Below are 23,109 nucleotides of genomic sequence, written 5' to 3'. Positions count from 1 at the left end.
GACGCAGCTGCACAGCGGTGCATCATTCCATCGATAATAAAAGCGAAGCGGTTCATTTATCAGTGTGTTTCCGATAAATGAACCGCTTTCGATTTGAGAAGCAATTACCAGATCTTTATTCTTTCTGCTTCTGATTTATAGTTTTTCTCTCCGGGCTGTACATTGAACGCTTTATAGAAAGGCGTTGAATTCATCAATGGACCATTCACGCGCCATGTGGCCGGTGAATGCGGATCGGTGTTCACATAATTGCGCAGGAAGGCATCACGCGTTTTCACACGCCATATTCTGCCGACAGACAGGAAGAAGCGCTGATCGGGCGTGAAGCCGTCGATCTTAACCGTGTCTTTTCCCTGCTGTGTCATTTTGAATGCATCGTAAGCAATTGCAATGGCACCATTGTCCGCGGTGTTTTCTCCTACGGTAAGCGCTCCGTTGATGTGAACGGAATCGAGTACGGTAAAGGAACTGTATAAATCAATTACACTTTTTGTTTTTGCTCTGAACCGCTCGTAATCTTCTTTTGTCCACCAGTTTTTTACGTTACCGTCTTTATCGAACTGTGCACCCTGATCGTCGAAAGCATGCGTCATTTCGTGACCGATCACCATACCGATCCCTCCGTAATTGATAGCATCATCCGCTGAATGATCAAAATAGGGGTATTGCAGAATGCCCGCAGGGAATACTATCTCATTGAAATATGGATTGTAGTAAGCGGTAACAGTACCAGGCGTTACTTCCCATTCCGTTTTGTCGACGGGCTTGTTCAGTTTTGATAAGTAATGATGAAACGCATTCTGGTTGAGCGAAAGCAGGTTCTCGAAGTATTGCGATTTGTTGATCTGCACTTTGTCGTAGTCGCGCCATTTGTCGGGATACCCAATTTTTTTAGTGATGGCGTACAGTTTTTCTTTCGCTTTTTGTTTGGTGCTGTCGCTCATCCAGTCGAGCTGAGTGATCCTGTTCTCGAAAGATTTCTGCAGATTGTTTACAAGATCCAGCACTTGTTTCTTCGATTCCTCGTTGAAATATTTCTTCACATAGATCTGTCCCAATGCCTGTCCCAGCAGGTTATCTACTTTTTCGGTGATGATCTGATTGCGCGATTTCTGTGTTGCTTGTCCGGTTATTACTTTGGTGAATCCGAAGGATGCATCCATGAACGGTTGGCTCAGGTCTTCAGCATAGTTTTTAAGAGTAGATGCTTTCAGATAGGTTTTCCAGGTATGCAAAGGAACAGACTTCAGCAAGGCATTCAGCTTAACGAAGTAGGGGACCTGACTCATATCAACAGAATCAGTTTTTGCTTCCAGGTCCGCCAGCACTGATTCCCAGCCGATATTGGGCTGCGACTTACTGAGAGATGCAATAGAAACTTTGTTGTAATTGGCATTGATATCCCTGAGTTCCGTATTGGTTTTGTGAGAAGCGGCAATTTGTTTTTCGAGATCGTAAACAGTTCCCGCAGCGGCAGTAGCAGCAGCCGGATCACTGCCGGTAAGCTGAAACAATTGAGCGATGTATTTTTTATACACCTGCTGAATTTCAACGCTCGACGAATCTGTTTTGAAATAATAATCGCGATCGGGCAATCCGATGCCGGATTGAACCACATGCGCAATAACAAGGCTGCTGTTCTTGTTATCCGGATAGATTCCAAAATTGATCAGGGATGGGTTACCGGATTTCAGTTCAACAGTTGCGAATTTAACGAGTGCAGCTATGTCTTTGATGGCATCGATGCGTGCGAGTATCGGTTGAATGGGTTCGTAGCCGCGGCGATTGATGGTTGTTGTATCCATGCCCGAAGCATAGAAGTCACCGACCTTCTGCTCGATGCTTCCTGCAGGGTGTTGCCCTTTTGAAACACTATCCAGAATATGCTGCAGCAGTTTCTTTTGAGGAATATTCAGGAATGAGTAGGAGCCCACACCAGATTGATCGTCGGCAATCTTCACAGTATCGTACCATCGTCCGTTTACGTAGCGGAAGAAGTTGTCGCCGGGTTTAATGGCAGCGTCGATTCCGCTGACGTCAACAAAGGTTTTGGCGGGTGGATTGCTGTTGGTACATGCTCCCAGTAATCCTATCATCACACTTGAATAAATATATTTTTTCATGTATGGTATTTGTGTCAATTTAATCAATCTGTTTGAGAAGCAAGGGTTAGTGAGAGGTTAATACATGAGCGGGAACAGGGGCATTTCAGTAGAAAATTAAACATCAACATAAAATTCGTTGCCAGGGTGAATTTCCCACTGTTATCATTTTGTTTCGCAATGCTGAATTGTTAAAACCGCTGCGAACCATATTATCATTTGCATGTTGACATAGGGTATCTCACCATTTGGGTGTATTATCTATACAATCAAACCTTATGTCAATGCGCAACATCCTAATTCTATCCATTATGTTTTGCAGCATCGCCTGTAAACGAGAAGGATCTTTAATTTCCAATGACGACAATTCAGCCGAAGTGCCCACGGGCGTTTCATTTTATGTTGATGGAGCAAGAGGGAACGACAAGAACAGTGGTCGAACGCCGGACTCAGCCTGGAAAACCATCCAAAAATCGTTCAATGCCGCTCTGGCAGGCAGTACTGTGAATATCAAAGGAGGGATTTACTATGAAGAACTCTCCGTGAATGTCAGTGGTACTGCATCGAACCCAATTACTTTTACCAACTACAACAATGAGCAGGTGGTGATCGATGGTTCGAAAATTTCAGGCACCAATATTCTTACCGTCGAAGACAAAAGCAATCTTATTTTCAGCAACATCACTGTTCAGAACATTACGAAGAACAATGCGATGGGTGTGCTTGTCACTGCCACTAAGAATGGAAAAGCAGGCAACATCACATTCCGTAACATGAAGTTCCAGAAGATCAACTGGACAAGCAACCCGGCCACCCTTCCTAAAGACAGCGACAACGCACAACCCTTCGTAGCATATGGTTATGGAACCACTCAGGCAAATGCCATCACCAATCTGGTAATAGATGGCTGCGAATTCAGCAACAATATTCCGGGCTTCAGCGAAACCGTATCCATCGATGGAAATGTAGATGGGTTCACCGTTACCAACAACAAAGTACACGACAATTCCAACATCGGTATTGCGGCGCTGGGACATTATAAAGTAAGCAGCAATACAGCATTGGATCAGGCGCGCAATGGTGTGATCAGAGGAAACACCTGCTACAAAAACCTTGGCAGGTATGCTACCAGTGGTGGTATTTATGTAGATGGCGGACTCAATATCGTAGTAGACCGGAATATCACCTATCAAAACGGATATGGCATTGAGATAGGACATGAAGAATACGGCACTGCCAGCAATATTCTTGTTACCAATAACCTGATCTATCAGAACCAGGTTGCCGGTGTGGCTATTGGCGGATATGATACTGCCAAGAACAAAATCGGACAGGTAGTGAACAGCACAATCAGAAACAACAGCTTCATAAAGAACAGTACCGACAGCAAGAATGGAGCCGGGGAAATTTATATCACAAGGGCCAGCAATTGCAAAATTGTAAACAACGTGTTTTACACCAATGAACAGAATACGTTGCTCACATTGGAAGCAATATTTCCACAGACCGGAAATACCATCGATTACAACAACTGGTTTACCACCAGCAAGGATGCTGATGATATCAATATCAACTGGCATGAAAAGAGCTACGAATCCTTTGCTGCTTACAGAACTGAGACAAAGCAGGATGCACATTCTTTCTTCAAAGACCCTTTGTACACCAGCATTTCAACTACTGCACCCGATTTTCACCTGAAAACAGGCAGCGCTGCTTTGCGTACAGGCAATGCAGCACTGATCACCGATCCATCAGAAAAAGATTACGACGGCAAACCACGCGTAACAGGTGGGAAAGTGGACATGGGAGCTTATCAGAAACAATAATCGAAGAGGATTATCTCAAACTGCAAGAGCCTTCGGATCTCCGGATCCTGAAGGCTCTTGTTATTTAACGGTATCATCATTTCCTTCTTTACTTTTCAATGCTGCATTGCGAACCCTGCTCAGCGATTCTCTTGTAATGCCCAGATAAGAGGCAATCTGGTGCTGGGGAATATGTTGCTCAAAATAGGCGTAGCGTTGCAGGAATTCCTGATAACGCAGTTCAACCGGTTTCTGAAGCAGGATAATCCTGCGCTGCAATGCAATAAATGCATTTTCCATAATCACACGCCAGTAAATGTTCAGAGCTGGTATTTCCTGAAAGAGTTTCTCCCGATGTTGCAGATCGAGCAGCAAAACATTGGAGTCTTCCAATGCATCGATACTGTACACGGCGGGAGTTTTGGTAAGCATGCTGTACAGATCACTGATCCACCAACCGGCCAAGGCAAATTGCACTACGTGTTCTTTGCCTGCTTTGTCCGTTTCGTATTGGCGGAGGCAGCCATCGAGTACAAAATAATCGGCTTTGCATATGTCGCCTTCTTCGAGCAGCAACTGTTTTTTGCGAATTTTCTTATGCTGGAAGTAATCGGGAATCCGGGCTGCCTCTGCATCGGAGAGCGACACATGCCTGTTGAAATTCCGGATAAGCAACTCATGCATACATACAATATTTACTATGCATAGTTACAAAATTCCCGGTGTTATTGTGCGAAGCCCAGCTGCTTCATCATGGTGAGTTCATCTGTAACGCGCCAATGTTCTACGATCTTTCCATTGACAATTTTCTCGATATTCATCTGGTTGACCGTAAACTTCTTACCGGTTGGCGGGAGATTGAACAGACTGTCCTGCTGTGTGCCGGTTACTACCAGCCTTGCCACAGCCATGCTATCGTTGGCAATGAGTTCTTTGATCTCGTAATGCAGATCCGGAAAGGCTTTGCGGATGGCCGCCACAATGGGTTTCAGTCCTTCGGAACACGGGGAGGATTAGGAGTGCTGGGTGTGTGATTGATGTATTCTTTATCGAGCAGTTCGTTCAAAGCATCGAGCTTGCCATTGTTCCAAACCTCAGTAAAATACCTTTGAACAATTTGTTTGTTCAATGCAGAAGCAGATTGCAAATCATTATGAGAAGCAGCCTGATTGCAGGCGAACAACAGGGGTATGAATAATGCTGACAGAATTTTTGGGGCGTTTGTAATTGACATAGAATTGATTTAGTCCGCAAAGTTCTGAACACCCGCCAGTACCTTCCAATGATCTGGGATAAGGAATTTCTGTGATCTGGATCAATAAAAGCACCACATAATTACTATCACACGACAGTGGTAAAACTAATGAAATAATCAGGCGAGCTCCTGATACACATCCATCACTTTGGCTGCGCAGTTCGCCATACTGAATTGGGCGGACTGCAGCAGTCCCATCATTCTGCAATTAACGCGCAGTTCCTGATCCTGACTCAATCGTAAAATCTGATTGGCCAGTTGCTCTACATTGCCGGGTTGAAAGTACAGCGCAGCATCGCCACCTACTTCCGGGAGACTGCTTGCATTGGCTGCAATCACGGGCACTCCGCCTGATATGGCTTCGAGTATCGGAATGCCGAAACCTTCGTATACACTCGGATAAATAAAGCCGAGCGCATTCTGATAGATCGCCGGAAAGTGAGCGCCAGTCTGGTATTCAGGAGTTGAGTTGGCCACCGCTGTATCCGAGAGGAATATCACGCGGTCGGTCATATTATTTTCAGCCAGCCACTGCTGTACTGTTTTCTTGTATTCTTTTCCTTTGCCTACCACTACAAGCGGAATATCAACTTTATCTCCCAACTGATGCAGGGCTTTGCAAATCGATAACAGATCTTTCCGCTCGATGATCGATCCCAGATAGAGGAAATATTGTTCAGGCAATCCGTACAGCTTGCGGATCTGTGTTTTGGTTTCAGCATCTACCAATATTCTGAATATTGGGTCGCAGCTCTGGTAGCAAACGCGCACTTTGTTTTTATCCACTCCGTACAACGCCACAATATCATTCTTTGTTTGCTCACTCATAGCCATGATGATGTCAGCATTCTTACAGGCGCTTCTGAATTTCTTCCGGTAGATCACCACTTCCGATTTATGGTAATACTCAGGATACTTCTCGAATATTACATCATGGATGGATACGATAGAAGAGATCCGGGTATTCTGAATGCCCGACGGCAATTCGTTGCTCAATCCATGGTAGAGGTTGATGCCTGCACGTTTCAGGTCTTTGGTCATCCACATGCTGCGCCATACTGAGGGCAATAGTTTCGCTGGCTGCCAGGTGGGCGTAACAACGGAGAATCCTTCGGCCTCACTCAGTGGGAACATGGATGTACGCTTCGGTGCGAACAGAACATATTTGTTGTCCCTGTAATTATCGTAGAGGGACTGCAGCAGGGTTCTGCTGTAATTGCCAAGACCTGTTCTGTTTTGAAATGCACGCTTTGCGTCAAATCCAATTATCATAGTGCTGGTGATTTTATAGCCAGCCCCAAAAATATAACTTCCTGATTATCTTGAAACTTTCCGTCGTTTTATTTATCGGGATAACCGGGAATATTCAAACCGAGCGTCATTTTGTAGTCGGCCCATAACATTCCATCGCGCACAATTGGTTTCAGAATGCCCGATCCGCCGCGGTTTTCGAGTTGGGAACGTTTGTAGGGAGTGAGAAAACCATCATCATCGAATACCAGCTCATCTACATAATATTCGTTGTAGCCAGGTTCTTTGACAGATAAATGGATATGGGCAGGCATAGTTTCGCGGGGGTATGGGGCCGGACGAATGGTACAGATCCTGAACCTGCCATTGTTATCGGTTTTAACCCAGCTTCTGATATGTCCGTGGCGTTTGGTTCTTTCGTCCATACCGGGCACGGGGGAGTAAAGTCCGGTATTATCGGTTTGCCAGTAATAGATGATCACATCGGGTGCGGGTGTTTGTCCGTCCCGTTTCAGGACTGTTCCATCGATCACCAGGCGGGTGCCGGCTTCATTCCACCCAATGCTGGTATCGATGGATGAGATCTGAACGGGCATGCCGATATACATCAGATCGCAGCCATCACAGCCACCGCCTACGATAACTTTCTGTGGAGGGATGGTCGTTTTTATCTGCTGTCCGCTGCATGCACTAAGCGAAAAGAGAATGGAAAGATGAAGGATAACCAGTGGAAGATTCCGCATAAAATGTTTTCTGCAAAGCTCCACGCAATTGGGTGAGTCTCAAAGCAAAATGGGTCGAAACGATGAGTGGATACCTCCAGCCGTGGTCATTTGCTGAACCGTGTTTTGAATGCCGGCCAGTAATTTCTGCTCAGCCGGATGATGTCTCCGTTCTGCATTTCGAGATCATAATCGCCATTCAGTCTCGACCGGCAGCTCTGCACTTTTTTGATGTTCACAATGGAGGATCGATGCACGCGTAAAAAGAGGGCAGGGTCGAGCTGCTCCATCATGGCCGACATGGTTTGGTGATGCAGCAGTTTTTTCCCTTCGAGATGAATGGCCACATAAGGAGTAGCGGCCTGAATGCTGCAAATCTCCTCAACCGCTACCGGCAAACTGGTTCTGCCGCTTTGCAGCAACAGCTGTTGGGCATACAGTTTCCCGGCCTCCTGTGTCTCCCCCTTATTGTTGATAGCGGCATGCAAGCCCCAACCGGCGAGACCATACACGAACAACAACAGGTAAAGATCTTCTGCAATCGTATATTCAAGTACTTCGACAAATGAAAATGTGTGTTCAAAAAATGCAGCAGACAACTGATGAATGGCAATGGGAACCAACAACAGATGCAAGACTGCGCCAGCCAATGCAGCTCCGGCGCAATACCAAACAGATTGTTTCAGTCTGGTGTTAGCAATAGTCACATACATCAATAACAACACCGGAAAAAAGAACACCCAAAAACTGCCGTACAGCAATGATTCGCTGAGATAAAAAGCAGAGTTGTTGAGTTTCGCCCGCAACAGATCCTGCCCAGAGGTGAACACTACTGCTACGGCAATCATCAACAGCAAGCCGGTGCCTCCAATCTGTTGATGTCTGTTCCGGTGAAAGAATGAAGTGATTGTCATTGTGCTGAATATTTTACAAGATCGATGCCCACTCCGTTGGGATCCTGAATGGCAAAGTGCCTGTCACCCCATGGCTCATCACGAAGTTCGATCATTATTTCGATGTTTTTTCTCTTTATCTCTTCATACAAACCATCTACATCATCCACCTCGATGGTAAGATAAACACCTTTGCCACCAAATGCAGGCTGGAAAAGGGCTTGCTGGGATGGATGGTCCGGCAGCAGAAAACTCAGTTCCGCTGTATTGCCGGGTGTATGCAGCAACAGATAGAATGCGTTTTCAAAAGTTACTCCAAATCCCAATACCTCAGTGTAAAACGTTTTGGTAGCTGCGAGTTTGTCTGTGATAATGCCTGCGTTGAGTTTCATATTTCGTTTGTTTTATTGCACAAAGATGCGAAGCAGCAGTCTGCAATCATTGTAAAAAACGGACATACTACCTGCCGAATGCACGGGAAGGTGTTACACCATAAAAGTTCCTGAATTCTTTGATGAAATGCGCCTGATCGTAATAACCTACATCAAAGAAAAGTTTGTTGTTGCGGAGGCTTTGTGTAGATGGTTTTGCACGAAGAATATGCTGAAACCGAACCACCTTGCTGAAAGTTTTGGGAGTATCGCCGATATAGAATTCGAAGAGTCTGCGGAGTTGACGGGGACTGATGCCGGTATTAAGATCTTCCGCAACATTCAGCACACCACACTGCTGCAGAATAATTCCGATGGCTTCGTACAGCCGGTTATCTTCATCGAAACTGGCAGCAGCTGCAACATCGAGAAAATATTCATCGAACAATGCAGCGATGGTCTTCGCATCCAGCCCTGCATGAAAATGATTTGCAATGAAGTTTGCAGCAGCGGGAACAATGGCGTTCAGCTGTTCGTATCTGTTGCTGATCTCCATGGCATTTACACCGAACAATTGCGGGAACATGGTGGGAAGAAATCGTACACCCACATAATTGAATTGGTTCTCCAGCAGAAATGCAGTGTACTGCTTGCAGAATCCCATCACCCAGTTTTCTGAAGGAGCATTGAGGTCGAAATAAATATCGATACATCCATCAGCTACAACCCTGTACAGAAAGGGAGTTTCGAGTGGTTCTGCAGTACGCAGCTGCCAGTAGCAATAGATGTAAGGTTGCAGGCGAAGATCCGGCAGAAATTCTGCGTAGGTTACCTGTGCAGCAGATTGCTTCACCGTTGGCTGAACGGGCATGTAGAGATTGCGGATGTTGGCAAATGCATTCACATCCGCAATATACTGTATCAGAGATTATTCAGTGGGGTAGCCAGCTTCTTTCCAGGCTTTGATGCCACCATCGAGATGTGCTACATTTTCGTACCCCATTTCTTTGAGCGTTTTCACAGCCAACGCAGAACGTCCGCCTGATGCGCAATGCAGAATAATTCGTTTTGTTTTATCGAACTCAGGTTTGTGATAAGGCATCGATTCGTCGGCATAGAATTCGAGCAGTCCGCGTGGCGCATGAACAGATCCGGCAATTCTGCCGCTGCTGCCCAATTCTTCGGATTCGCGGATATCGATGAGCGTAGCGCCATTGCTTACTTGCTCTTTCACCTGATCTGGAGTAAGGTTCTCTACCTGCTGTTTGGCCTCCTTTACGAGGTCCGTTGCTGATTTAGCCATAAAGATGTTTTAATGATTGAGGAAAATCGGGGCAGGAAAATGAAAGGAACAGGGATCAGCAAGGTACAGAATCTATGCCAGAATAACCGGATTTCAGGGTTTCAGAAACTTTCTGAAATGAATGGTTTTACGTGTTTGAAAACCAAGGAATTCGTATAACCGAACCGCCCGCTCATTGGTATCCAGCACATGCAGCATGGGGGTAATTCCCATTGCCCTGCGCGAGTTGCAGAGATGATGTATCAGGTGCTGCGCATATTTTTTGCCGGTATGTGCAGGATCGGTACAGATAGCGCTGAGCTCCGATAATCCATTCAAACGCATGCGCTCACCTGCAATCGCAATAAGATTTTCATCATCCCATATGCCGAAATAATCTCCCAACTGATGCGTATCGGGCATGTAGTAACCAGGCTGCACTTTTTGTATCAGCTGATACATGGCATCGCGATCAGCGGCTGTCAGCGGAGCGATTTCTACTTGTGCATTTTCAATCGGAGGTACCGGAGTGGTGCTCACCATTTGAAGGCAGGGGAGATCGTTGAGCAGCGTCCAGTGTGGAAGGACTTCCGGCAGTTCGCCAATCAGAAAGAATGTTTCGCCTGATTGGAAATACTGATCCAGTTCCTGCAATCTTTCAGGTTGTGCATGGTCATAAGCAGCAAAAGGAAGTATGTTTTTTTTATATCTTTTTACAGCATCGTTACCAATAGCAAATGATTGTTGAGCAGATTGCAATGCATGCCATGCGGGATTGTTCAATTGATTGAGCAGCGCAGATTCCATACGTGTGTTGTTGATATAACACAATAAATATACGCATCTCAGTAGCGCAGTATCGTTTTCAGTTTGCCCCAGAGTTCATTATCAAAACTGGATGCAGCCAGCTTGGACTCACCGGCTGCTTCTCCCATACGGATAACCACTAACTGCAATCCGGGTACCACGTAGATCTTCTGATCATTCTTGCCAAGCGCTGCATACATATCAGCTGGAGCATTGGGAACGAGGCTTCCTGCAAATTGGAATTGCAGGGTCGGCAGCATGTACTGCGATTTTCCATTGAGCCAGGTGAGGTATCCGTAAGACGGATTCATATTCTGTGAAGAACTAATCTGTGTGTTGAAGTAATTCTTATCCTTCAATATATCGGTGTTGTTCCAACTGCCTTTGTTCAGCAGCAGCAGTCCGAACCTCGCCATGCTTCTGGCATCACTTCCGTAAATATTATTGTAGCCGGTTTGCACCCAGAGTCCGCGCATGCCGATCTTATCTCTGATGGCCTGCTGGAAATAATTCTGATAGGTTTTTCCGGAGGCTTTTTCAATTACTTTTCCCAGCAGGGTGTAAGGTGCATTGTGGTAAGCCCATCGGGCGCCGGCGTCTGATTTGTAAACGAGACAGGCGGGTGTGGTGCAGTCGTTATCGGGTTTTACATCGTCGTCGAGCCCTGTGGTCATGGTCAATTGATGGCGGATAGTGATGAGGTCTTCTTTTGCAGCCGGTAAAGAAGTCCAGCCCTTTCCGAGGTATTTGGATGTTTGATCGGATAACTTCAGCAGCGCTTCTTCCTGAGCGATGCCTACCAGTAAACCGGTGATGGTCTTGCCGGCTGAAGCCCAGTACCAATCGGAGTTTACAGTAAAATCGCCGAAGTATTTTTCAGCAGCAATTCTTCCGTTCTTGAGAACAATGAAAGCCTTGGTGCCTTTCGATTCTAGATAGGAGTAGAGTGCGGAAAAACCTGCCTGATCCCAGTTCAGCGCAGCGGGCGATACGGTGTGCCAGTCGCTGCTGCCAGCGGGAGGAAAATACATGGTATCATTTACCGGATCAGGATTCTTGTTGTCACTGCCTTCCTTCTTGCAGGAAAAAAATAATGCAAGGGTTAAAATAGATAATTGCCAGCCTTTTCTCATAATAGCATTTAAGGTGATCATTCAGACGAACAATCACCCGGTTCGTTTAAAATGCTATAACGAAATTCAGCGCATTACATTGTGAATATTCTGCAATTGATGGAGATGACGCTCCGTATGGTAGCTGATGAACTTCCACCATTCATAACGGGTGAGGGATCCCCATGCGGGCAGTTCAAAATCGAGACAAAGCGCAAAGAGGTCTTTTGATGCAATGCCCGACAAATGGCTGTCCCGAACACCTTCGAGGATACTGATCTGCTGTTGCTGATCATAGTCTTTTTTATCCGGACGAATGAATTCTGGCGCTTCCATTTTGTGCAGGTAATCGGTGAACACCGATCTGGTGGTCTCATCTTTCTCATTGAAAATACGACCGGCATCGGATGTATTTTCGTCTGGAATGCCTCCGGTAGCAAGGATGATGTGTTCGGTTACCTGTCCGGGTGTCCATCCTCCGATGGAAGGAACGGTATTGAATTGTTGCGGAGTAAAAGAGCGGATGGTGCGAAATAGATTTTCATACATCCTCCCATATTCTTCTGTGAGTTCTTTTCTGAGTTGAGCCTGCACACGTTCTTCGCTGAGGCGAACCATGCAGATGATGCTGTTGTATTCGGGGTATTCTTCGAGACAATATCCATCAGGATCTACGCGCGGATCTTTAACCAATTGCTGAAAGGTTGATCCAACCACGGAAGTATCGCTCATGAAATCCTTGATGAGTGTTCCGAGAAACAATCCCTTATTGATCACAAACGTTTCGAATTTATCGGTAACGGGCGATTCGCCGGGAGCGAGCGCCACGGCTGCTTTGTAGCTGATGCCTCCATTTTCAAAACGGGAGATGCCGAAATATTCCCTGCCTTCGGCAGAAGGATAGATCTGATGCAGCAGCTGATGTGCTTTCAGAATGCCGTCAGGAAAAGAGGCTGCGGTATTGCACCAGACAGTAGTATTTTGATTTCTGGAATAGAGTTGCATGGTCATTCAATTTATGAGTCAAAGTTGAATGATTGCAACAACATACATGGGGTATGAATACGACGTATGTTAGTCATTTTGCGACAAGTTATTTGCGAAATGGATATACGATGTCGCAACCGTATAGATCGAAACCGATCATCATTCGGCAGAATCAGAGAAGGGGGAGATAAGCTGGAGAGCAGGTTGCTGCGATTGCCGGTGTGCCCGTCTGGGTGGCTGCCCAGGTGAACTAGAAATGCGGGAAAATCGTCCACACCACCGGTGCGCATAATCCGCATTGACTGCAACCATACTTTTTTGCCCAGCACTACTAATGGAGCAAAGCATTGTCAGGCAAATCATGGTGAGTGTATAGCTGTACGTAGATCTTCCTTCGGAGTACAGTATTTTCTCACAAGTGGGGTAAGCTGAATGTAATCTGAAAAACAATGAACCGGTGAAAGTTGCTACATCAAATATACGAAATAATCTATGTATAAGATTGTTGTGGATAAACAATTCATGTGCGTAACCGCAGTCCGGTTACAGGTTACTGCTCTTTCATTTTTCCAACCATCCAAAGGATCAGCATCCCCATCAGGCTCATCAGTGCAAAGGACCATTGCAGACCTGCATATTCGGCAACAAAACCAACTACAGGAGGAACCATCAGAAAGCCGAAATATCCTACAGTAGATACCGATGCAATTGCCGGACCGCCGCTCATGCCTTTCACTTTTCCTGCCATGCTGAATACCATCGGAACCACGCAACTCACGCCAAACCCAACCATTACAAAACCGATACCGGCTGTGATGGGATATGGAAGAGCAGCAGCGAGCATCAAACCGCCAAACAGCAGTAAGCCGCTGTAACGCAGCATGGCTTTCACGCCGATGGCATTGGCGATTTTATCACCGAGAAAACGCCCGGTGGTCATTGCCACCATGTAGATGGCATATCCGGCAGTGGCCAGTTCTTTTGTGGTGCCTACTGCTTTTTTGAGATAGATGGCGCTCCAGTCGTACATGGCTCCTTCACAGGCCATCGCACCAAAACAAATGAGACCATAGGAGATCATTGATTTCTGAGGAAGTGCAAAACTTTGTTTCCGTTCGTGCGCTGCTGGCATCTGATGAACAGTGTCCTTGAAAAATGTAAGCGCCAGTGCACACAGCGCAATACCTACTACCAGAAAATGCCATCCGGGCAATACGCCCCATTTCACCATCAGTGCTCCAACAGCTGCGGCAGTGAATCCGGCAACACTCCAGATGCCATGAAAAGTGGCGATGATAGATTTGGAATACAATGCCTGAACGGCTATGGATTGTCCGTTGAGGGAGACATTCATCAGATTGCGGGAAGATCCGAAACAGAATAACAACACTGCAAATTGCCAGGTTTCGGTTACCATTCCTATGGTGCCCATCATCCCATTGAAAAGAATAGCGCCGATCAGCATGATATTGCGGCTGCTGAATCTGCGCAATAAAAATCCGGTGAGCGGGAGCGTGGCCATCAGTCCTACAGGCATGGCAAACAATACAGCGCCGAGCTGCGCTTCGTTGAGATGCAATTGTTGCTGCAGACCTGGTATGCGGGATGCCCAGGTGGCAAAACCAAACCCTGACAGGAAATAAAAAACAGCTATTGCAATGCGGGCCTTCCTGGCGGTACGAACATCCGGAGCTTCAACCATACGAAAAGTCTATTGAAGCTGCGAAGGTACTGCCAATTCAGTTAGCCTGCATTGCAATGTTGCTGCTGTTGAAGACAAGATTACTTTATGCTGAAGGGCACCGTCAGTTCCAGCTTTTCCCATGCGATCACAATAGCGGACTGTCCTGCTTTTGGCGCAACGATGCTGTATTGCAGCCGTTCGGTATGTGCATGTTTTTTCGGTTTCACCTGAATGCGCACGATATCATCTTTCTGATCGTACTCGGATGCGAGGTGCTGCTGCCAGTGTTTGTTGAGAATAAAGGTCCACTCAGTTTTTCCGGGAATGGTGAAGATCGCATACTTGCCTGCCGGAATGGTTTTGCCTCCCATCACGAATTGTGCAGGCAGCTCCAGCGTAGTGGCATCATGCGCACCTGTTACCCACACATCTCCGAAAGGCACGAGTCCACCCCAGATAATTCTGTTGCGGACGCCCGGAGAATGATAGGCAATCTTGATGCTGTCTCCGTGATGCTTCGCAAATGCCATCGATTTGATGCTGCGTTTGCTGGTATCTTTTACGAGATTGGGATTATAGCATACTTCCCCGGATTGAGCAACTGCGAACTGGTGCATGCCTGCAAACAGCACCAACAGCAATGCCAGTTTCAATGTGTGTTGTTTTGTAAACATTGTATGGTATTTGAGTTGAAGGGGTTATTGCAAAGTTTCTTTCACATCGCCACAGGTGAGCATGCTTGCTCCAAAATAAGGATTTTTGATGGCCTTGTCGTTGCTGATCCAGTACCCGCCTTTATCATTCATAGCCATGGGACAAAACTCCACATACAGCTCACCGCTGTTGATGCCTGATTTCTTTACCAGTGTGATGAGGTTATTGCTGAGGTCGGAATAGGCGATTCTCTGTGCATCGATATCCTTTGCTGTGGTGATTTTCGCAGCAGCAGCTGCAATGGCTTCTGCGCCCTTCAATTCTTTAGCACCAGCTTCGATGGCATTGGCGGCAACTTTTGCTTTTGCAGCATCGCTTTCAACCAAAGCTGCAGTGAGTGCAGCATATTGCTGATACACGGCATTCAGCATATCGTCTTTGATCTGCACACCGGCAGTTTTGGTTTGCTCAGCCGGTTTTTCTGCTGCATGATTATGTCCTGTGTGATCTGTATGCTCCGTGCTGTCTGTTTTTGCAGGCGCATCTGCATTGTTGTTTCCGTTGCCGCAGGCTGCAAATGCAAGCACTGCAATGGCAACCAGTGATGTTCCGATAATTGATTTCATGAACATGATTTTAAGAATTGTGTTATGAGAATATGGTGATGAAATTGTTTAGTGTTTATGTCCGGCCATGGGATCAGCTCCTTTTTTGAGGATGTATTCGCTGTAGAGCAGGTAAGCGCCTGTAACAACAACGGTATCACCGGCGGCGAGGCCTGAATTGATCTCAACGAGATTGGCATTCTCCATTCCGAGTTTCACCATGCGCGGTTCGAATTTGCCGCGTTCAGTTTGCAGCCACACATGCGTGCCTTTGCCATCGCGGATCACTGCATCCACCGGAAGGGTAAGTGCATCGCTGCTGCTTTTGATGGGTAGCTGAACTATCGCCTGCAAGCCCGGCTGCCATTGTTGATTGGGGTTGGCAATTGTTCCGCGGACCTGCATCAGTTGTGTACCACTTTGCAATGCAGGGTTGATGAATTGCACCGTCATCTGCTGTGGCTGCTGTTCCCATCCGGATACGATCACGGTTACTTTTTGTCCTACGCGCACGTAAGGCAGCTCCGAAGCATACACATCGGCCTCCACCCAAAGTGCACCGTATCCTTCCAACTTCATTACAGATCCTCCTTCTGTTACATATTGCCCTTCGGTAATATTCAGTTCTGCTACGATGCCAGTGGCAGTTGCAGCATATGTAACATAAGGTGATACTTTATTTGCCTGCAACAGTTGCTGCAATTGCGCATCCGACTGATCGAAGAGCTTCAGTTTTTGCCGCGCTGCACGTTCTATTTCTCTGAATCGTGCATCTTCAGGAAACTGCTTCAGTTGCGCATTTGCCAGCAGAAACTCCTGCTGCAATGCAGCCAGCTGCTCCGAATAGATGCGATAGAGTGGTTGCCCCTTCTGCACTTTTATGCCGGTTTCTTTTACGTACAATGTTTCTACACGTCCTGCAACGCGGCTGCTCACATACACTGTCTGATCAGGATTTGTTGCCAGCCTGCCATTGAGTTGTTTTGTATTGTTCATTGCAGCATTGCCCACCACCATGGTAGTGATATTGGCAAGCGCCATCTGACTTTCGCCGAGCGTGAGCGATGCATCTTTATTATTCTTGTCGAACGGAACGAGATCCATGGCGCAGATAGGGCAGGTGCCTGGCTTATCCTGCACAATCTGCGGGTGCATCGGACAAGTGTACGTTTGCTTCGGAGCTGCTGCACTCACTTTTGTTTTACTTTTGTCTTCCGAGCAGGCGGCAAAAAATGTTGCAGGCAGCAAGCTGGCCAGGGCTATCCATTTTACAAATTGTTTTCTTTCCATATTCTGCTTATTGAATACTGTCATTTACTTTGATGAAGCTTTCACTGTCTACCATGTAGAATGCATTGGAAGCGATTTCTTTTCCGGTGAGATCAGACAATACCTGCACGGCATCATTACCGATAATGCCGGTGCGTATCTGTACCGGTCTGAAAACTGACTGCTCTTTGATGAAGATGATGGCCTGTGCACCCTGCATCCATACAGCCTGCTTCGGCAACCACCAGCTGTTGCAGTACACTACCGGCACATTCGCAGTAAGCAGTTGTCCGGGTTGAAAATCGGCATTGCCGAGATACACGCGTGCGAGCGTGAAATTCTCTCCGTTCCTGAAAACAGGTTCTATCAATCCGATCTTTCCGGATTGCATCTGCTGGCTGTTTTCATTCGGATAGAAAAGCAGGTTTTGTCCGGTTTTCATCTTCGATGCCAGCGCCGGAGAGAATGCAAACTCAGCTACCAGGTTGGTGGATTGATAGATAGTGAAGAGGCTTTGTCCTGCAGCAACATACTGGCCTTCGCGCAGCATCACGGGCGATGCCACAGGAGCCGCAGCAGAAGCGGATGCCGGCGTTGCGCCTGCTCCACCCATACCCGCCATTCCATCGCCGCCCGACGCTGGTGCGGCTGATGTTATGCCCGGAGTTGGTGCAATAGCCGCTGCTGTTTTTTCAAGAATGTATCCATCGCTGTTGCTGTAAACAGGAATGCGATAAAGAATCTTGCCTGTGCGAAGCAGTTCACTGATCTGCGCAGGTTGCATGCCTGCCAGCAGCAGTTTCTCTTTTGCCCGGTCGAGCATCGAAACATCATTTGCTGCAACGAACAGCAACTCACGCTGCGCGGCTGCGAGATCAGGAGAATACAGTTCCATGATCAGCTGACCACGTTTCACCGGCTGATAATTGTATTTGATATGGAGGCGTTCGATACGCCCTGCAACACGGCTGGCAATGCTGGTCTGATTGCGTGTGTCGTAACTGATCACACCATTCACTTCAGCAGAAAATATGCGTGCACCCTGCGCAGCGGTGATCACGGGAATACCTGCCACCACCTGCTGATTGGCAGGTTGCGTAAGGCTCCGTACCGAACTGTCTATCAAAGCTTCCTTATGACCGCCTTTCGCATCTTGTGCTGCATTCTCTTTACAGGCGGCCAACAGGAAAGCTGTTGCAGAGGCGAGTATGATTGATTTAACGATATAACTGTTTTTCATAATCAACGATCATTTCGTACAACTTTAATTTTTCGTCGAGCACATTCATTTGCATCATGGTGAGCGCTTCCCATGAATCGATCACATTGCTGAGATTCATCTTGTTTTCCTGATAGGCGAGGAAGTTCGCATCCATAGTGCGTTTCAGCGCCGGGATAATGCTGTGTTCCATACCGTCGATACGTTTCTGCATCGTTTGAATTTCATATTGCATTCCGTACAGCATGCCTTGTGTTTCCTGCAGCATGGCAGCGCGCTCTTTCTCCATGGACTGAATATTGTACTGCATGGCTTTGATCTCCGACTTGTACATTTTGCTGCTCCAGGGTGCAATGGGGATGCTGATCATACCCATCACACTAAATGCCTGCGGCATCATTTTTCCAAGTGGACTCATATGATCGAAGCGGATGCGGAAATCGGGTTTTCTCTCCAGCTTCATGCTTTCGATTTCGAGCTGCATGCTGCGAATACCGGCATTCATTTTGAAAACATCTTTGCGCAGCGCGGCCAATGAAGCTGTGTCGTAAGTGGCAGCCTGATTGAATACAGGCTGATATGTACTGTCTATTTCAAATGGAGTGTTGCCTGGTGCATTCATCAGGCTATTGAGCCAGGATCTCGCTTTCGCGATGGTACCGGTTTGCATCCGCGCCATATTTCTGTTCTCTTCGATCTTCGCATCTGCTTTGTACACGTTACCGAGTAACGACTGATTATAAGGATACCTGACTTCTTCGATCTTCTTCATGGTGATCATGATCTTTTCCGTCTCCTGCAACACAGCAATTCTATCCTGTGCCACCAGCCAGTTGAAGTAGAGCCGCTTTGCCTGGCTCTTCATTTCATTGAGCGAAATATCTCTGTTGGCGCGTTCCACATTGGATTGCGAAGCGATGTAATTCTTCTTTGCTTTCAGTTTGAGCGGATTGGGAATATCCTGTTCTATCTGCAGCATCAGGCTTCCTTTATCCCGATCGTCCATGAGTTTCTGACGGGGGTAGGGCGTCATGAATGTACCTGCACCTACCATGGGCGCCATCCACGCAGTGGCTGCATCTGCGCTGTACTCGTAGCTTTTGGCCTTGAGTTCATACGATTGCAGTTGCAGGTTGTTACGGTCGATCCGTTGCAGAATGCTGTCGAGACTCAGCACTGGCGTGTCCTGTGCAGAAAGCGCTGTAGGCAGCATCAGCAGCATCGCTGCATATATTTTAGTGAGTGGTTTCATGTATCTGAAGTTTACCATACTTGCGTAATTCATATTCTTTCGTCATTAAGAAGATCAATGGCGTTACCAGCAGAATATGCGTGGATGAAGTGAGCACGCCGCCGATCATCGGTAATACTATCGGTTTCATCACATCTGTTCCTACACCGGTTGCCCAGAGTACGGGGATCAATCCGAAGAGGGATACGCAGACTGTCATCAGTTTTGGGCGAAGCCTTTTGGCTGCTCCGTAGATCACATACTTCAGCAGGTCTTGTCTGGTGATAGTCTCAGATGAATTGCCTTTTTCCTTTACCAGTTGCTGCATGGCATCGTTGAGGTAGATCACCATTACGATACCAGTTTCCACTGCAATGCCGAAGAGCGCTATAAAGCCCACTGCCACTGCAACAGAGAGGTTTACATCCCAGTACCAGATCATATAGGCACCTCCGATGAGTGCGAAGGGAACGGTGATGAGACTGAGAAATGCTTCGCGCATGGAATGGAATGCGAAATAGAGCGAGAAGAAAATGATCAGCAAAACAATTGGTGCAATCCATAGCAGGGTTTGCTGTCCGCGGATGAGGTTTTCGTATTGTCCGCTCCATTCGAGAAAGTAGCCCTGCGGCAGTACGCCTTTGGCATTGTTCATTTTATCGATGGCTTCTTTTACGGTACTGCCGAGATCACGGTCGCGCACATTGAAGAGCACAGCGCCGCGCAGCATGGCATTGTCTGAGGTGATCATCGGCGGGCCATCTTCAAATACTACATCTGCTACGGCGGATAATGGAATTTCGCCCATTGCCGGAGACATCATCGGAATGCGTTTGATGCGTTCCGGACTATTGCGATATTCCTGTGCGAGACGAACATTGATGCTGAATCGCTGACGCCCTTCCACCGTGTTTCCGATAGGAGCGCCGCCCAGCGCGGTTTCTACGGTCTGATTCACATCATCTACTGATAAACCGTATCTCGCCAGCTGATCGCGTTTTACATTGATGCTGAGATATTTTCCACCGGTAACAGGCTCTACATAAAGATCTGCGATGCCCTGCGTTCCTTCGAGCGCTTTACGTACACGCTCAGACACTGCTGCGATGGTGTCGAGATTTTGTCCGTATACCTTCACGCCAACATCGGTTCTGATTCCGGTGGCCAGCATGTTGATGCGATTGATGATCGGTTGCGTCCAGCCATTTACCACACCAGGTATTTGCAGTTTGGCATCGAGTTCATTGATGATGTCTTTTTTGGTAATGCCTGCCCTCCATTTATCTTTTGGTTTCAGCATAATGATGGTCTCGATCATGCTGATAGGAGAGTTATCCGTTGCAGTGCTTGCCCGGCCTGCTTTTCCGAGTACCTTGTCTACTTCGGGCACGGTGCGGATGAGTTTATCCTGCACCTGCAGAATGCGTTTGGCTTCTCCGTTGCTCACATCGGGCAGCGTTACCGGCATAAATAAAATGCTTTGCTCATCGAGTGGCGGCATGAATTCGCTGCCGAGACTGCGCAGCAAGGGAATGGTGAGTATCAGCGCTGCGAGGTTGATGGCCAGCGTTGTCTTTCTCCATTTCAATACCCATTTGATGATGGGCGTGTAGATCTTTTCGAGAATTCTGGTAACGGGGTTGGCATTGTCTGGTCTGAATTTCCCTTTCATGAAGAACGAGATGAGCACGGGTGCGAGTGTGATCACCAGCAGCGCATCTACGATCATGATAAAGGTTTTGGTCCAGGCAAGCGGATGGAAAAGTTTGCCTTCCTGCCCCGTGAGCATGAACACCGGCAGAAAAGAAGTGATGATGATCACCGTTGCGAAGAACACTCCGCGCGACACCTGCTTGCTGGCCTTCTCCACCACTTTCAGCCTTTCTTCTTCGGAGATCCAGGGCTGCTGTTTTATTTTTTTTCTGAACAAGTTCATAATGATGTCTGATTTTTTTGGTTTTCCTGCCAGCTGGCATATCGTTCGGAGAGGTGCTTGTAGGCGTTCTCACTCATGATAATGCCATTGTCTACAATCACGCCGATAGCAAGGGCGATACCGGTAAGGCTCATGATATTGCTGGTGATGCCGAAGGCATTCAGCAGAATAAAACTCGTGGCCAGTGTGATGGGGATCTGAATGATGATGCTCAGTGCACTTCGCCAGTGGAAGAGGAAGATGATCACTACAATCGACACCACTATCATTTCTTCGATCAGTGTTCGTTTGATGGAGTCCACCGATTCGGAGATCAGTTCTCCGCGATCGTACACGATGTCGAACTTCACTTTCTCCGGAAAACCCTTCGCCACTTCTTTCATTTTCTCTTTCACACGATCGATAACAGCCGCCGCGTTTTCGCCGTAGCGCATCACTACAATGCCGCCTACGCGCTCGCCTTCGCCATTCTGATCGAAGATGCCGAGACGTGTTTCGCCGGTCATCTGTACAGTGCCGAGATCGCTCACGCGTATGGGTATGCTGTTCTGATTTTTTACGGGGATATTCCCGATCTCTTCCATCGATTTCAGATAGCCGGAGGTTTTGATGATGTAACCGATATCGCTGAGCTCGAATTTTCTTCCTCCCGATTCATTGTTATTGGTTCGGATGGCGTTGATCACTTCATTTACTGAGAGGCGATAGTAGAGCAGTTTATTCGGATCGAGCGTTACCTGATATTGTTTCTGAAAACCGCCGAAGCTGGCGATCTCGCTCACACCCTCTACGTTCTGAAGGGCGAACTTCACATACCAGTCCTGCAGAGCGCGTTGTTCGCCAAGATCCATATTGGGCGCATCGAGCGTGTACCAGAGTATATGGCCAACGCCGGTCCCATCAGGACCCAACTGTGGTGAAACGCCTGTGGGCAGTGAGCGGGTAACTGTGCTGAGCCTTTCGAGCACGCGTTCGCGGGCCCAGTAAATATCTACATCGTCCTGAAAGATCACGTAGATGAAACTCATGCCGAACATGGATGAACCGCGCACATATTTGATTTTGGGCAGCCCTTGTAAATTTGTTACGAGGGGATAGGTGATCTGGTCTTCGATCAGTTGCGGTCCACGTCCCATCCATTCCGTAAAAACGATCACCTGATTTTCTGAGAGATCGGGAATGGCATCTACAGGGTTCTTTTTCATGGCGAAAAATCCCCACACAAAAAGGCCTGCAGATAACATGAGCACAATGAAACGGTTCCTGAGACTCCATTCGATAATGCGATGTACCATATGGTAAATTTCGTTGCAGCGTACTGATGCAACCGGCCACAACCGGCCATGCAACAGCGTTTGATGGCTGCCTGAATAATTAAGATGTACTATGAAACTGATTGCAGCGAAGCGGTATGCAGGAGTAAATCGCTAGTGAAAGCTGCTAAAAGAGAAATATGCGTCCTGCCACGGGGAGTGGACAGTTATCAGATGCGGAAATTGCAATTGAGCAGATGAAGCTGAACTTTATCTGTGCCGGGAGGAGCATGACTGATGGGATGCTCTTCCGCAAGTGCAGTGAGATACAACAATGGAAGTTCGATAAAGGAAGCAGGCGTTACATACGCGATGCTTTGCAGAAACTGAAAGCTGGCTTCTGCTGTTTTCTGGTGATCTTTTTCGAGTTTCACCATCTTGTGTTCGTCCTTGCAGCAGGCCATTTTACAGCCTTTCGCTTTTTTGGAAGCGCAGCCGCTGCATTTTTCCTTATTGCCATCTCCGAGCTGGATATCCACCAGTTTGCCCTGGCAATAATGCAGGCGTACTGTGGCTCCGGCCGAACTGCCGAGGTAGAGAAGGGACAATATGAAAACAAGGAATTTCTTCATCCGGAACAAATATAGGCGGGTTTGTACCGGTGTTGTTAC

At 47.3% G+C, this 23,109-nt stretch carries 23 protein-coding genes; 1 reads left to right on the top strand and 22 read right to left on the bottom strand.

What is annotated here, in order from left to right; all coding sequences use genetic code 11:
• Positions 1–104: 104 nt before the first annotated feature.
• The gene (locus tag HHL16_RS10835) at positions 105–2,123 is read right to left on the bottom strand and encodes a M13 family metallopeptidase (RefSeq protein WP_169425226.1); all 2,019 of its coding nucleotides are present in this window, start codon (positions 2,121–2,123) and stop codon (positions 105–107) included.
• 263 nt (positions 2,124–2,386) lie between these two features.
• Here HHL16_RS10835 and HHL16_RS10830 point away from each other — a divergent pair, with 263 nt between their 5' ends.
• The gene (locus tag HHL16_RS10830) at positions 2,387–3,928 is read left to right on the top strand and encodes a right-handed parallel beta-helix repeat-containing protein (protein WP_169425225.1); all 1,542 of its coding nucleotides are present in this window, start codon (positions 2,387–2,389) and stop codon (positions 3,926–3,928) included.
• Between the two features lie 60 nt (positions 3,929–3,988).
• Here HHL16_RS10830 and HHL16_RS10825 read toward each other — a convergent pair whose 3' ends face one another.
• From HHL16_RS10825 to HHL16_RS10725, 21 genes are all read right to left on the bottom strand, one after another.
• Positions 3,989–4,591, bottom strand: a complete 603-nt coding sequence (locus tag HHL16_RS10825) for a Crp/Fnr family transcriptional regulator (RefSeq protein WP_169425224.1) — start codon at positions 4,589–4,591, stop codon at positions 3,989–3,991.
• Positions 4,592–4,632: 41 nt separating this feature from the next.
• Entirely contained in the window at positions 4,633–4,887 is a 255-nt protein-coding gene (locus tag HHL16_RS10820; protein ID WP_169425223.1) for an ester cyclase, read from the bottom strand.
• Between the two features lie 8 nt (positions 4,888–4,895).
• The gene (locus tag HHL16_RS10815; protein ID WP_169425222.1) at positions 4,896–5,141 is read right to left on the bottom strand and encodes a hypothetical protein; all 246 of its coding nucleotides are present in this window, start codon (positions 5,139–5,141) and stop codon (positions 4,896–4,898) included.
• Between the two features lie 138 nt (positions 5,142–5,279).
• On the bottom strand, positions 5,280–6,434 hold the full coding sequence (locus HHL16_RS10810; RefSeq protein WP_169425221.1) for a glycosyltransferase family 1 protein: 1,155 nt from the start codon (positions 6,432–6,434) through the stop codon (positions 5,280–5,282).
• A 68-nt stretch (positions 6,435–6,502) separates the two neighbouring features.
• Positions 6,503–7,156 (bottom strand): intradiol ring-cleavage dioxygenase, encoded by a 654-nt coding sequence (locus tag HHL16_RS10805; protein WP_169425220.1) that lies wholly within the window; start codon positions 7,154–7,156, stop codon positions 6,503–6,505.
• Between the two features lie 86 nt (positions 7,157–7,242).
• The gene (locus tag HHL16_RS10800; protein WP_169425219.1) at positions 7,243–8,049 is read right to left on the bottom strand and encodes a LytTR family DNA-binding domain-containing protein; all 807 of its coding nucleotides are present in this window, start codon (positions 8,047–8,049) and stop codon (positions 7,243–7,245) included.
• Positions 8,046–8,420, bottom strand: coding sequence for a VOC family protein (locus HHL16_RS10795; protein WP_169425218.1), 375 nt, complete (start codon positions 8,418–8,420; stop codon positions 8,046–8,048). The genes HHL16_RS10800 and HHL16_RS10795 overlap by 4 nt, the downstream gene beginning before the upstream one ends.
• A gap of 67 nt (positions 8,421–8,487) precedes the next feature.
• Positions 8,488–9,303 carry a helix-turn-helix domain-containing protein gene (locus HHL16_RS10790; protein ID WP_346766836.1) on the bottom strand — a complete coding sequence of 272 codons (816 nt, stop codon included), beginning with the start codon at positions 9,301–9,303 and terminating at the stop codon, positions 8,488–8,490.
• A 24-nt stretch (positions 9,304–9,327) separates the two neighbouring features.
• Positions 9,328–9,702, bottom strand: a complete 375-nt coding sequence (locus HHL16_RS10785; protein WP_169425217.1) for a rhodanese-like domain-containing protein — start codon at positions 9,700–9,702, stop codon at positions 9,328–9,330.
• Positions 9,703–9,795: 93 nt separating this feature from the next.
• Positions 9,796–10,488 carry a GNAT family N-acetyltransferase gene (locus HHL16_RS10780; RefSeq protein ID WP_169425216.1) on the bottom strand — a complete coding sequence of 231 codons (693 nt, stop codon included), beginning with the start codon at positions 10,486–10,488 and terminating at the stop codon, positions 9,796–9,798.
• Positions 10,489–10,526: 38 nt separating this feature from the next.
• Complete coding sequence (locus tag HHL16_RS10775; protein ID WP_169425215.1) at positions 10,527–11,621, bottom strand: serine hydrolase; 1,095 nt, start codon at positions 11,619–11,621, stop codon at positions 10,527–10,529.
• 66 nt (positions 11,622–11,687) lie between these two features.
• Positions 11,688–12,605 (bottom strand): DinB family protein, encoded by a 918-nt coding sequence (locus HHL16_RS10770; RefSeq protein ID WP_169425214.1) that lies wholly within the window; start codon positions 12,603–12,605, stop codon positions 11,688–11,690.
• Positions 12,606–13,137: 532 nt separating this feature from the next.
• A complete protein-coding gene (locus tag HHL16_RS10765) occupies positions 13,138–14,289 on the bottom strand; it encodes an MFS transporter (RefSeq protein WP_169425213.1) in 1,152 nt (383 codons plus the stop codon).
• 80 nt (positions 14,290–14,369) lie between these two features.
• A complete protein-coding gene (locus HHL16_RS10760; RefSeq protein ID WP_169425212.1) occupies positions 14,370–14,945 on the bottom strand; it encodes a DUF2911 domain-containing protein in 576 nt (191 codons plus the stop codon).
• Between the two features lie 24 nt (positions 14,946–14,969).
• Positions 14,970–15,551 (bottom strand): DUF3347 domain-containing protein, encoded by a 582-nt coding sequence (locus HHL16_RS10755; RefSeq protein ID WP_169425211.1) that lies wholly within the window; start codon positions 15,549–15,551, stop codon positions 14,970–14,972.
• A 48-nt stretch (positions 15,552–15,599) separates the two neighbouring features.
• A complete protein-coding gene (locus HHL16_RS10750; RefSeq protein ID WP_169425210.1) occupies positions 15,600–16,820 on the bottom strand; it encodes an efflux RND transporter periplasmic adaptor subunit in 1,221 nt (406 codons plus the stop codon).
• 7 nt (positions 16,821–16,827) lie between these two features.
• On the bottom strand, positions 16,828–18,039 hold the full coding sequence (locus HHL16_RS10745) for an efflux RND transporter periplasmic adaptor subunit (RefSeq protein WP_169425209.1): 1,212 nt from the start codon (positions 18,037–18,039) through the stop codon (positions 16,828–16,830).
• Complete coding sequence (locus tag HHL16_RS10740; protein ID WP_169425208.1) at positions 18,017–19,270, bottom strand: TolC family protein; 1,254 nt, start codon at positions 19,268–19,270, stop codon at positions 18,017–18,019. The genes HHL16_RS10745 and HHL16_RS10740 overlap by 23 nt, the downstream gene beginning before the upstream one ends.
• A complete protein-coding gene (locus HHL16_RS25235) occupies positions 19,254–21,185 on the bottom strand; it encodes an efflux RND transporter permease subunit (RefSeq protein WP_206022373.1) in 1,932 nt (643 codons plus the stop codon). Before HHL16_RS25235 ends, HHL16_RS10740 begins: the two co-directional genes overlap by 17 nt.
• Positions 21,182–22,480, bottom strand: a complete 1,299-nt coding sequence (locus HHL16_RS25230) for an efflux RND transporter permease subunit (protein WP_169425207.1) — start codon at positions 22,478–22,480, stop codon at positions 21,182–21,184. Before HHL16_RS25230 ends, HHL16_RS25235 begins: the two co-directional genes overlap by 4 nt.
• A gap of 188 nt (positions 22,481–22,668) precedes the next feature.
• On the bottom strand, positions 22,669–23,070 hold the full coding sequence (locus tag HHL16_RS10725; RefSeq protein WP_169425206.1) for a hypothetical protein: 402 nt from the start codon (positions 23,068–23,070) through the stop codon (positions 22,669–22,671).
• Between the last annotated feature and the right edge of the window lie 39 nt (positions 23,071–23,109).

It is taken from the genome of Pseudoflavitalea sp. G-6-1-2 (genome assembly GCF_012927185.1).
Lineage (GTDB): Bacteria > Bacteroidota > Bacteroidia > Chitinophagales > Chitinophagaceae > Pseudobacter.
This window is presented reverse-complemented; position numbering and strand designations above follow the sequence as displayed.

Bases quoted from the DNA above. Each gene is read 5' to 3' on its own strand.
- HHL16_RS10835 (WP_169425226.1), bottom strand. From the start codon at position 2,123: ATGAAAAAATATATTTATTCAAGTGTGATGATAGGATTACTGGGAGCA.
- HHL16_RS10830 (WP_169425225.1), top strand. From the start codon at position 2,387: ATGCGCAACATCCTAATTCTATCCATTATGTTTTGCAGCATCGCCTGT.
- HHL16_RS10825 (WP_169425224.1), bottom strand. From the start codon at position 4,591: ATGCATGAGTTGCTTATCCGGAATTTCAACAGGCATGTGTCGCTCTCC.
- HHL16_RS10815 (WP_169425222.1), bottom strand. From the start codon at position 5,141: ATGTCAATTACAAACGCCCCAAAAATTCTGTCAGCATTATTCATACCC.
- HHL16_RS10810 (WP_169425221.1), bottom strand. From the start codon at position 6,434: ATGATAATTGGATTTGACGCAAAGCGTGCATTTCAAAACAGAACAGGT.
- HHL16_RS10805 (WP_169425220.1), bottom strand. From the start codon at position 7,156: ATGCGGAATCTTCCACTGGTTATCCTTCATCTTTCCATTCTCTTTTCG.
- HHL16_RS10800 (WP_169425219.1), bottom strand. From the start codon at position 8,049: ATGACAATCACTTCATTCTTTCACCGGAACAGACATCAACAGATTGGA.
- HHL16_RS10795 (WP_169425218.1), bottom strand. From the start codon at position 8,420: ATGAAACTCAACGCAGGCATTATCACAGACAAACTCGCAGCTACCAAA.
- HHL16_RS10785 (WP_169425217.1), bottom strand. From the start codon at position 9,702: ATGGCTAAATCAGCAACGGACCTCGTAAAGGAGGCCAAACAGCAGGTA.
- HHL16_RS10780 (WP_169425216.1), bottom strand. From the start codon at position 10,488: ATGGAATCTGCGCTGCTCAATCAATTGAACAATCCCGCATGGCATGCA.
- HHL16_RS10775 (WP_169425215.1), bottom strand. From the start codon at position 11,621: ATGAGAAAAGGCTGGCAATTATCTATTTTAACCCTTGCATTATTTTTT.
- HHL16_RS10770 (WP_169425214.1), bottom strand. From the start codon at position 12,605: ATGCAACTCTATTCCAGAAATCAAAATACTACTGTCTGGTGCAATACC.
- HHL16_RS10765 (WP_169425213.1), bottom strand. From the start codon at position 14,289: ATGGTTGAAGCTCCGGATGTTCGTACCGCCAGGAAGGCCCGCATTGCA.
- HHL16_RS10760 (WP_169425212.1), bottom strand. From the start codon at position 14,945: ATGTTTACAAAACAACACACATTGAAACTGGCATTGCTGTTGGTGCTG.
- HHL16_RS10755 (WP_169425211.1), bottom strand. From the start codon at position 15,551: ATGAAATCAATTATCGGAACATCACTGGTTGCCATTGCAGTGCTTGCA.
- HHL16_RS10750 (WP_169425210.1), bottom strand. From the start codon at position 16,820: ATGGAAAGAAAACAATTTGTAAAATGGATAGCCCTGGCCAGCTTGCTG.
- HHL16_RS10745 (WP_169425209.1), bottom strand. From the start codon at position 18,039: ATGAAAAACAGTTATATCGTTAAATCAATCATACTCGCCTCTGCAACA.
- HHL16_RS10740 (WP_169425208.1), bottom strand. From the start codon at position 19,270: ATGAAACCACTCACTAAAATATATGCAGCGATGCTGCTGATGCTGCCT.
- HHL16_RS25235 (WP_206022373.1), bottom strand. From the start codon at position 21,185: ATGAACTTGTTCAGAAAAAAAATAAAACAGCAGCCCTGGATCTCCGAA.
- HHL16_RS25230 (WP_169425207.1), bottom strand. From the start codon at position 22,480: ATGGTACATCGCATTATCGAATGGAGTCTCAGGAACCGTTTCATTGTG.
- HHL16_RS10725 (WP_169425206.1), bottom strand. From the start codon at position 23,070: ATGAAGAAATTCCTTGTTTTCATATTGTCCCTTCTCTACCTCGGCAGT.